This window comes from Rhodosalinus halophilus (genome assembly GCF_003298775.1).
Lineage (GTDB): Bacteria > Pseudomonadota > Alphaproteobacteria > Rhodobacterales > Rhodobacteraceae > Rhodosalinus > Rhodosalinus halophilus.
This window is the reverse complement of the sequence record NZ_QNTQ01000037.1, coordinates 1-9111: the sequence shown is the minus strand read 5'-3', so window position 1 is coordinate 9111 and position 9111 is coordinate 1. Positions and strand designations below refer to the sequence as shown.

Below are 9111 nucleotides of genomic sequence, written 5' to 3'. Positions count from 1 at the left end.
ACGACTGGGAGGAATTCTGACGCCGAATTCGCGACGCGAACGCCAAGCCGGAGCCCGGATTGCCTGACCGGAACGTCTCCCGGCAAGCATTCTCCTGATCCCTGCGCGCGCTCCGGAGCGATGGTCGGCGACGCGCGAGCGAAGCCCGAAAGGACTGCTTACATGCTGACGAACGAGCCAGAGGCCCTTCATGATCCTGCGTCGGGCCCGCCGCCCCGCCGCTTCGCCCTCCCCGCTCGCATGGATCTATCCGCGGCGGAGGAAATGGCGGAGGCGCTGGAACACCTTCGCGGAACGCCGCTCGTCGTGGACGGCACGGACGTCGAACAGGTGAGCACGCTGTGCCTGCAGTTGCTGGCCGCAGCGCGATTCCAGTGGCGCGACGACGGCGTGCGCTTCGAACTGGGCGAGTCTTCACCAGCCCTGCACGAGGCGCTCGAGCTTCTCGACCTGCTGAAGGTGTTCCAAGCGACGGAGGTCCTCGAATGACCCTGAAGGTTCTCGCGGTCGACGACTCGCGCACGATGCGCGGCATGCTCGCGGAGGTACTCGCTGACGCCGGTTTCGAACCGTATCTTGCCGAGGACGGCGAGGACGGGCTGCGCCGCCTGAGCGAGGTCGATCCCGACGTGGTGATCACCGACATCAACATGCCCAACCTCGATGGCTTCGGCTTCATCGACGCGGTGCGCGCCGACACGCGCTACAGGGGACTCCCCATCCTCGTGCTGACCACCGAAAACGCAGAACCATTGAAGGACCGCGCCCGCGAAGCCGGCGCGACGGGCTGGATCGTCAAGCCGTTCCACGATCTCAAGCTCGTCTCCGCGATCCGCCGCGTCGCGGCAAGGCAGGTGTGACATGCCGGGCGGCGATGCACTGCGGGAAACCTTCTTTCAAGAGTGTGACGAGCTCCTCGAGATCATGTCTGATGGGCTCTCCCGTCTCGAGGACGAACAGCCCGGCGGCGAGACGGTCAACGCCCTCTTTCGCGCCGTTCATTCGATCAAGGGCGGTGCGGGTGCCTTCGGATTCGACAGGCTCGTGCGCCTCGCCCACGCGCTGGAGACTCTTCTGGACGACATCCGCGCCGATCGCGTGAACGCTCGGCCGGTGCTGCCGGTCCTGCTTCGGGCCGGCGACCGTCTCCACGATCTTGTCGAGGCAGAACGCGATGGGCATTCGGCGGACGCCGTTCGTGACCTTGAACAGCTCTTGCGAGAGCTTGCCGCTGCGTCCGGCAGCCCCGAACCTTCTCCCGCTCCGGCCGGAGGCTCAGAGGCCGAGCCGGACGATTTCGGTTTCGTCCCGACCTCGATCCCCATCGACCTGATGCCCGTCGGCGACGAGGTGGTACCGCAGCCCGGACACAGGCTCCGCTTCGCTCCTGCACAAAGCCTCTACCGCCGCGGCAACGATCCGATCCCGCTTCTCCGCGCGCTCCGCGACCTTGGCGAGTTGCATGTCGACTGCGAGCTCGCTGAGCTGCCACCGCTGTCCGACATGCAATGGGACGGCTCCTATCTGGCATGGCGCCTCGACTGCGGGGCGAACCTGTCGCGCGAGGACGTTCTCGACGTGTTCGAATTCGTCGAGGAAGACGCAACACTCGAACTGCTGGACGAAGCGCCGACGACGGAAGCACCCGCCCCTCCCGCCTCGCCGGAAGCGCCGGCGCCGACGGGCACCGGTAGCGCCGACCGAGAGCCGGCCGCAGCATCGACAGAGCGAGGGACGAGCTCCGGCATCGCGGGCCCGCGCCGGGCGATCCGGGTGGAACTCGACCGCGTCGACCGTCTCATCAACCTCGTCGGCGAGCTGGTGATAGGCGAAGCGATGCTGAGTCAGTCCCTCGCTCAGAGCGGCGCGGGACACGATCCGGGCGTGATCGCCGCCCTCGGCCAGCTCAAGCAGCTCTCGACGGAGCTTCAGGAACGGATCATGGCGATCCGCGCACAGTCGGTGAAGACCCTCTTCCAGCGCATGGCCCGTATCGTGCGCGAAGCCGCCGCCGCGACAGGTCGAGACGTGCGGCTGATATGCGAGGGCGAGAACACAGAGGTCGACAAGACCGTCATAGAACGCCTTTCCGATCCGCTTACGCACATGCTGCGGAACGCCGTGGATCACGGCATCGAGCCGCCAGACCGCCGTGTTGCCGCAGGCAAGCCGCGAGAGGGCATCGTCCGCCTCTCCGCAGCGCACCGATCAGGGCAGATCGTCATAGAAATCACCGATGATGGCGCCGGCATCGACCCTGAAAAGGTGTTCGCCAGGGCCGTCGAGAGGGGCCTCGTCCCACCCGATGCAGAACTGACCGAACAGGAAGTCCACAACCTTCTTTTCGAGCCCGGGTTTTCCACGACGCAGGAGGTCTCGGACCTTTCCGGCCGAGGCGTGGGCATGGACGTCGTGCGCACGGAAATCCAGGCGCTCGGCGGTCGAGTGAGCCTGAGCTCGGTGAAGGGGCATGGCACCACGCTCACCATCAGCCTTCCACTGACGCTGGCTGTGGCGGAGGGAATGCTGGTGGAAGTGGCCGGAGAGACGCTGATCGTGCCTTCGACCTCGCTCAGGGAAACCATGCGCGCCGGAGACGCCATCACTCAACGCCTCGGGGCGGGGCCACCCGTGCTGTCCCTGCGCGGGGCCTTGATCCCCATCGTCGATCTTGGCGAGGCGCTCGCCTACCGCCAGCGGCCTGACGACCTCTCGTCAAACTCGGTGCTTATCGTCGAGTCGCTCTCCGGGCGACGCATCGGGCTCGCGGTCGACCGGATCCTCGGTCAGCGCGAGGTGGTCATCAAGGGATTGAGCGAGAACTACGGCCGCATCCCGGGCATCGCCGCAGCCACCATACTCGGCGACGGGCGCATCGCACTCATCATCGACATCGAACAGATCGCGTGTGGCGACGGGACGGCGGCGGACAGAAAACCCCACGTTGTTGCAGGAGTGAGCTGAATGGAACAGGCAGCCCCCCAGGAAGCGGCCGGCGACCAGCGCGAGATCGTCTCGTTCCGCGTGGCCGGACAGGATTTCTGCATCGATATCCGTTATGTACGCGAGATCCGCGGCTGGAGCCCGACGACGGTTCTGCCGCACGCGCCTGATTACGTCGTGGGGCTCATGAACCTGCGCGGCAACGTCATTCCGGTGATCGACCTCTCCCTCCGGCTCGGTCTCGGCCGGAGCGAACCGAGCCAGCGCCACGTCATCGTGATCACAAACGACGGCCGCGGCACGGTGGGGCTTCTGGTCGACTCCGTCTCCGACATCATGTCGGTGCCTTGCGATGAACTGAAGCAGCCACCCGACGTGGCAACGAGCCACGCGCCAGCGTTCCTGGAAGGCGTCTTCACCGTCGACGAGAAGCTGATCCGCGTTCTCGATCTGGCGAAGGCGGTCCCCTCGAACCGGGCGGTCGAAGAATGACGGCGGCCGCCAGACCGGAACAGGCCGCCAACTCGGCAGGCCTGGAACTGAGCGATGCGGAATTCGCATCGCTCTCGCAGATGATTCATCGCGAGACCGGCATCGTCATGGCGCCGTCGAAGCGCGCGCTGCTCCAGTCGCGGCTCTACAAGAGGCTGCGCAGCCACGGGCTCGACAGCTTCGGAGCGTATTGCGCCCTTCTCGAAAGCGGCGACGGGCAATTCGAACGGCGCGAAATGATCTCCGCGATCACGACCAACGTGACCCGTTTCCTGCGCGAACCGCACCAATTCCGGGAACTTCGGGAGGAGGTTCTGCCGCCCCTGCTGGAGCACGCGCAAAACGGCGGGCGGCTGAGAATCTGGTCCGCCGGCTGTTCGACGGGAGAAGAGCCCTACTCGCTTGCCTTCACGCTGCTCGACCTTCTGCCAGAGGCGACGCGTCATGACATCAGGATCCTCGCTACAGATCTGGATCCGAATGTCATCCGCAAGGCGGAGGCAGGACGGTATCCCACGGAAAGTCTCGCGCCCTTCTCACCGGAAGCCCGGCAGGATCACTTCCGCCCGACAGGCGACGGCTTCAGCGAAGTGCGTGACAAGGCCAGGCGCCTTGTGACGTTCCGGGTTCTGAACCTGCTGGATGACTGGCCATTCCGTGGCGATTTCGACGTGATATTCTGCCGCAACGTCGTCATCTACTTCGATGACGCGACGCAACGGCGGCTTTGGACACGCTTCGCCGGCGTGCAGACGCGTCCCGGGGCGCGGCTCTTCATCGGCCATTCGGAGAGGCTTTCGGACGAAGCGCGGCCCTACTACCGACTCAATCGTGGCGCGAGCTACGTGCGCACCGATCGGGACGTTCCCCAACAGGATACCCAGCCCGCTCGAGCGGGCGCAGACAGGAGTGCCTGAGCATGGGCCTGCGAGACAGCCTGCATGTGATGATCGTGGACGACATGGCCACCAGTCGTGGCCTGGTCACGCAAGCCATCGAAGAACTCGGCGTCTGGAATTACCAGACCGAGGCTGACGGTGCGGTAGCCTTGCGCAGGCTCGCCGCGCATCCTGTCCATCTCGTGCTCTCGGACTACAACATGCCGGGCATGGACGGGCTCGCTCTGCTGCACGCGTTGCGCACGAACCGGTCGACGGCGCGCATCGGTTTCATCCTGATCACCGGGCGGCCGGACAGGGAGGTGCTTGCGAAGGCCAAGCAGTTGGGGATGAACAACTACCTTCCGAAACCCTTCACGACCGCGCAGATGAAGACCTGCATCGAACGCGTGGTCGGACCGCTTTGAGCAGGAGCAAAGGCCACGCCGGACGCGGCCGGCGTGGCCGCGGAGACGGGGCGGGACAGGCAGGCGGGGGAAGGTCTCCCGGACCGCTGCTATCTGCTGAGGGGACGCAAGCCGTCGGCGGCAGGGAACCTCGGAGCGTCGGCGCTACTCGAATGGCAGAGGCCGCGAAGCTGGGAACGGCGAGAATGGGCGGCGCTCGCGCCGAGCCCCTGACGATCCTCTGCATCGGGGCATCGACCGGCGGCGTGGTGGCGCTCGAACGGATACTGCCACTGTTAACGCCGGATTGTCCTCCTGCCCTCGTGGTGCAGCACATCGTCGGCAGCTTCACGGGCGGCTTGGTGCGTCGGCTGCAAGACCTGTGCCAGGCGACAGTACTCGAAGCGGAGGACGACGCGCCGCTCAGGCCCGGAACCATCATTGTCGCGCCGGGTCGGGAAGCGCATCTGGAAATCGCCGACAGCCGCGTGCCTCGCTGCCGGCTTCGCGCCGGAGAGCCGATCTCCGGCCATCTGCCGTCGGTGGACGCGCTCTTCTTGTCTGCAGCACGCGCCTCTCGCCTGCGTGTCGTCGCCGCACTGCTGACCGGCATGGGGCGCGACGGCGCAGCAGGATTGAAGGCGATCAGGCAGGCCGGCGGCGAGACCATCGCTCAGGACGAAGCCAGTTCGACAGTGTTCGGTATGCCGCGCGTTGCCATTGAAACCGGGGCGGCCGCGCACGTCCTGCCGCTGGAGACGATCGGACCCACGATGTTGCGTCTGGCGCAGGCGACGCAATCGAATGCGAGTTCGCGATGAGCGCATATCTTTCTTCCGGCCGGTTGGTCTACGTCGCACAGGGCGAATTCCGAGTCTCGGACAGGCCCGACGTGGTGCTGGTGACGGTGCTGGGATCCTGCATCGCGACCTGCCTCAGGGATCCGGTGGCCGGAATCGGCGGTATGAACCACTTTCTTCTGCCCGGTGAAGCCAGCCAGCGAGGCCCGCATACCCGCTATGGCATCAACGCGATGGAACTGCTGATCAACGGTATTCTTAAGGCCGGCGGCGAGATCGGACGGCTGGAGGCGAAGGTATTCGGTGGTGCGAATACATCGGGATCACAGCTCCAGATCGGACGCGCGAACGCGGATTTCGCCCTTTGGTTTCTGGAAAACGAGGGAATCGCATGCGTCGGGCAGGATGTCGGCGGCGCACAGGCGCGCAAATTGCGCTTCTGGCCGGTAAGCGGGCAGGCCCAGCAGAAGCGGCTCGACGCGTCACCGCAGCCTGCTACGGCGGAGCAATCGCCGAACGCTACAGCGAGCCAGCCCTCGCCGGCGACCTGCGCCTTCTTCTTTAGCGCAAGCCTGCGCAGCAAATGAAATGCGCGGGGCTGATACGCTCTCTCACCTGCACATCTCGCGCGCTCCGGCACTGCGGACCAGAGACGGCCACCATTCAGACAGACACCCTCGGCCATTCCAGAGATGCGCCAGGATCCGGGCGCTCGCCCCGTGCTGGCTGCGGTCAAAACAGGCGCACGTCACCCTCGCTGCCATTCTCGGCTTTCCGGCCGTGCAGACGAGCCGCGACGGCCGCCAGCTTGAGCGGCGTCGCGCTCCGATCCAGCGAGACAGCGATCTCGGAGGGAATCTGGCCGGCAAGGTGGACCAGAAACGCGGCAAGATCCCCTGCGATCTGGCGCAGCAGATCGGCGTTCTGAAGAGCAGCGCGTGCGTCCGCATCGTGCGACAAACGCCCATCTGCCGAACTGCCGATGGCGTTGTCGATCGCTTCCGCCAACGCGTGCAAGGACTCCAGCTCCCGGCCGATGCGCAGCATGAGCTCCGGCAGCGCAACCTCGGCAAGCTGGCGTTCCACTGCCTGGGCCGGCCGTCCTCGGGCTTCGAATTCACGCGACACGCTGTACGCTCGCCCGCCGAGCAGTGTTGAGGATGCTCTGTGCGGCCTTCTCGATCTCGCTCAACTGATCGCCGATCTGTGCCTGGTTCTCCTCGAGGTTGTCGATGATCTCCGTCAGGCTGGTGGTCGCCGGCCTGAACCGCGCATTCTCGATCTTGCACATGATACGCGCGACATCGAGCCCTGCCACGTGCCGCTTCAGCGCCCCGGCGACGTCGGCGAATCGCGTCACTTCAGCGGAGACCCCGACCATGGCTTCCTCGGCTTCCGTCGCGCAGCGACGGCTCGCCTCGGAAAGAGTCCGCGCCTCGCGCGCCCCGTCGATCGCCACCGGCAAATCTGTCTCACGCCTATATCCCTCGGCGCACTCCTGCAGCAGCGCCGCGGAACAGGCGCGAAAAAGGCCGAACGCGATTGCAGAATAGGTCGCTGTGGCGGCGCGCTGGAACGCGTCGACACTGTTCAGCATCTCTTCGCTGAGCGAGGTGTGATTCGTAGAGATGACACCGATGGGCCCGCTGCCCTCTTCCAGTTGCGCGGCCAGAATGCGGATGTTCGTCGGCACGTTGCGGATCTCGTCAAAGAGCATGGCGACGCGCTTCGCATGACAGCGCGCGGTATGGATGGCGCTCGCCGTTTCGCGCGCGTGCGCGACGCTTCGCTCCAGCGGCCGCGCCAACAGTTCGGCACGCGCGCTGAATTCGGTGCACAGCGCCTCGGCCATGAAATCCTCATACCCGTCGAAGCCGAGCGCCGGAAGCCGCGCGCTCAAGGGGTCGCTGCTTTGCCCGGGACCAACCCCGTCCTGTGTTTCGGCCTTCCGCAACTCGGAGTAGAGGGCCGGGATCTTGGCGAACAGGGGGCTGGTGGGCTCGAGATGCACCGAAACGTAGCCTTCCGGCACCGGCAGGGCCACGGCGAAGACCCAGTAGTGCCGCCCCGACGCTTCGCGATTCTTGACGTAGGCCCCCACCTCGCGCCCCGCCTTCAGCCGCTCCCAGAAGAGATGGAAGACGCCGCAGGGCATGTCGGGATGCCGGATGATCCCGTGCGGGGCCCCGATCAAACTTTCCCAATCGTGGCCGGCCTGCCTGCGGAACGCGCCGTTCGCGGCCTGGATAACTCCCCGCGCGTCCGTGCGGGAGATGCGTAGTTCTTCAGGATGAACGTGGGCTTCGCCGGAGGATGCACGCTCCGCCTCCGTCTTCGCGGCCTGGTTCACGGTAGTGCCTCCTCGTCCTCGATCCCGGCACAGGCTGGTCTGGCATGATTCCGTGAACCAATCGTCAAGACGCGGCCGCTTTTCGCGTCCCGATTCCGGAGGTCGGTTTACCCGGTCTTCAGACACGCCGTGCAGCTTGCGCACCAACGCGCGGCCTGCGTCACCCGTCGAACGGCAGTGCAGAACGCATGACTCATGGGCCGCTGCCCCGCAGGTTAAATCGAGGCAAGGGCTGAAGGCCCGGAAAGGACCGCAGCATGCACAGGCTCGGAATCCGCGGCAAGATATGGGGCCTTGCCGGTGCCTTGCTCGGCGTGACCTGTGTGTTTTCCGCAATCGCCCTGGTCGGGATCGTGCGGCTTGCGGACAACCTGCGCCACACGCACGTGCTCTTAGACCAGGCGGAGACGGCAGGCCAGATCAGGGACGATTTCGTTCAGGCCCATGCGGCTGCAATCGAGGTTCTCGCAGGAGACAGCTCGCGTCTGCAGCAGGTGACGACATACCTCGGGAAGGTGAGCGACTCGCGGCGGCGCATCACCGCGGCGTTCCTAGAGGTGGAAGAGCCTGCAAGGCGCAAGCCGGAACAGGCCGCCAAGTTCAACGAGGTGGTCGATGCGGTGGAGAGCTACGGAAGCGTTCTCGCCCGTGCGCGCATCGGGGCCGCACAAGAGGCCGGCGAGATCCTCCGCCAAGAGCTGATCCCTGCGCGCGAGCGGATCGCCGCGGAACTGGATAGGTTGGAGGGCGAGCTTCGGGAAGAGGCGAGGTTTCTCGAGGCCGAGGGCGCACGGCTGGCGGGGAACGCAAAGCTCTTCGTGTTCGGCGGTGCGGCTCTTACGCTGTTCGCCGGTGGGGTTCTCGGCCGCCTGACCGTACGGCGACTGTCTCGCGGGTTCACTCAGGTCGCGACGGCGGTCGCCCGGATCGCGAGCGGCGACTATCAGTCGAGCGTTCCGGCCTGCGAGCGCGGCGACGAGATCGGGACGATCGCGCGCAATCTTGTGGATATCCGGGACAAGCTTCGTCAGGCCGAGGCGGATCGCGCCGCACACGGGGCGGCCGAGCAACGCCACTCTTCGCTGGTCGAAGAACTGAGCCAGAGGCTTTCCGAATTGGCAGATGGCGATCTCGATGCCCGGATCGATCCTGCAGCCTATGACGAGCTCGAAAGCATGTATCTTAAGCTTTGCGAGGACTTCAACGCGCTGGCGAAGGGTTTTACCGGCCTGATCGGGTCG

At 65.7% G+C, this 9111-nt stretch carries 11 protein-coding genes; 9 read left to right on the top strand and 2 right to left on the bottom strand.

Annotated elements, in window-relative coordinates; translation table 11 throughout:
* Window positions 1–162 precede the first annotated feature (162 nt).
* The 8 genes from DRV85_RS18710 (at window position 163) to DRV85_RS18675 (ending at window position 6107) form a co-directional block, all read left to right on the top strand.
* On the top strand, window positions 163–489 hold the full coding sequence (locus DRV85_RS18710; RefSeq protein ID WP_158540199.1) for an STAS domain-containing protein: 327 nt from the start codon (window positions 163–165) through the stop codon (window positions 487–489).
* The gene (locus DRV85_RS18705) at window positions 486–860 is read left to right on the top strand and encodes a response regulator (protein ID WP_113290990.1); all 375 of its coding nucleotides are present in this window, start codon (window positions 486–488) and stop codon (window positions 858–860) included. Before DRV85_RS18710 ends, DRV85_RS18705 begins: the two co-directional genes overlap by 4 nt.
* Window position 861: 1 nt before the next feature.
* Window positions 862–2964: a chemotaxis protein CheA gene (locus DRV85_RS18700; protein ID WP_113290989.1), complete on the top strand. Its 2103-nt coding sequence runs from the start codon at window positions 862–864 to the stop codon at window positions 2962–2964.
* The gene (locus DRV85_RS18695; RefSeq protein WP_113290988.1) at window positions 2965–3435 is read left to right on the top strand and encodes a chemotaxis protein CheW; all 471 of its coding nucleotides are present in this window, start codon (window positions 2965–2967) and stop codon (window positions 3433–3435) included.
* Window positions 3432–4352 carry a CheR family methyltransferase gene (locus DRV85_RS18690; RefSeq protein WP_113290987.1) on the top strand — a complete coding sequence of 307 codons (921 nt, stop codon included), beginning with the start codon at window positions 3432–3434 and terminating at the stop codon, window positions 4350–4352. Before DRV85_RS18695 ends, DRV85_RS18690 begins: the two co-directional genes overlap by 4 nt.
* A gap of 2 nt (window positions 4353–4354) precedes the next feature.
* Window positions 4355–4741 carry a response regulator gene (locus DRV85_RS18685; RefSeq protein WP_113290986.1) on the top strand — a complete coding sequence of 129 codons (387 nt, stop codon included), beginning with the start codon at window positions 4355–4357 and terminating at the stop codon, window positions 4739–4741.
* Between the two features lie 152 nt (window positions 4742–4893).
* Window positions 4894–5541, top strand: coding sequence for a CheB methylesterase domain-containing protein (locus tag DRV85_RS18680; RefSeq protein WP_113290985.1), 648 nt, complete (start codon window positions 4894–4896; stop codon window positions 5539–5541).
* A complete protein-coding gene (locus DRV85_RS18675) occupies window positions 5538–6107 on the top strand; it encodes a chemotaxis protein CheD (RefSeq protein ID WP_113290984.1) in 570 nt (189 codons plus the stop codon). The genes DRV85_RS18680 and DRV85_RS18675 overlap by 4 nt, the downstream gene beginning before the upstream one ends.
* 145 nt (window positions 6108–6252) lie before the next feature.
* Here DRV85_RS18675 and DRV85_RS18670 read toward each other — a convergent pair whose 3' ends face one another.
* Window positions 6253–6606 (bottom strand): hypothetical protein, encoded by a 354-nt coding sequence (locus DRV85_RS18670; RefSeq protein ID WP_113290983.1) that lies wholly within the window; start codon window positions 6604–6606, stop codon window positions 6253–6255.
* Window positions 6607–6637: 31 nt separating this feature from the next.
* Window positions 6638–7870: a PAS domain-containing protein gene (locus DRV85_RS18665; protein WP_147238897.1), complete on the bottom strand. Its 1233-nt coding sequence runs from the start codon at window positions 7868–7870 to the stop codon at window positions 6638–6640.
* Between the two features lie 257 nt (window positions 7871–8127).
* On the opposite strand from DRV85_RS18665, the gene DRV85_RS18660 reads away from it, so the two are divergent.
* Window positions 8128–9111: HAMP domain-containing protein (locus DRV85_RS18660; RefSeq protein WP_113290981.1), on the top strand; the 984-nt coding region annotated here is incomplete at its 3' end.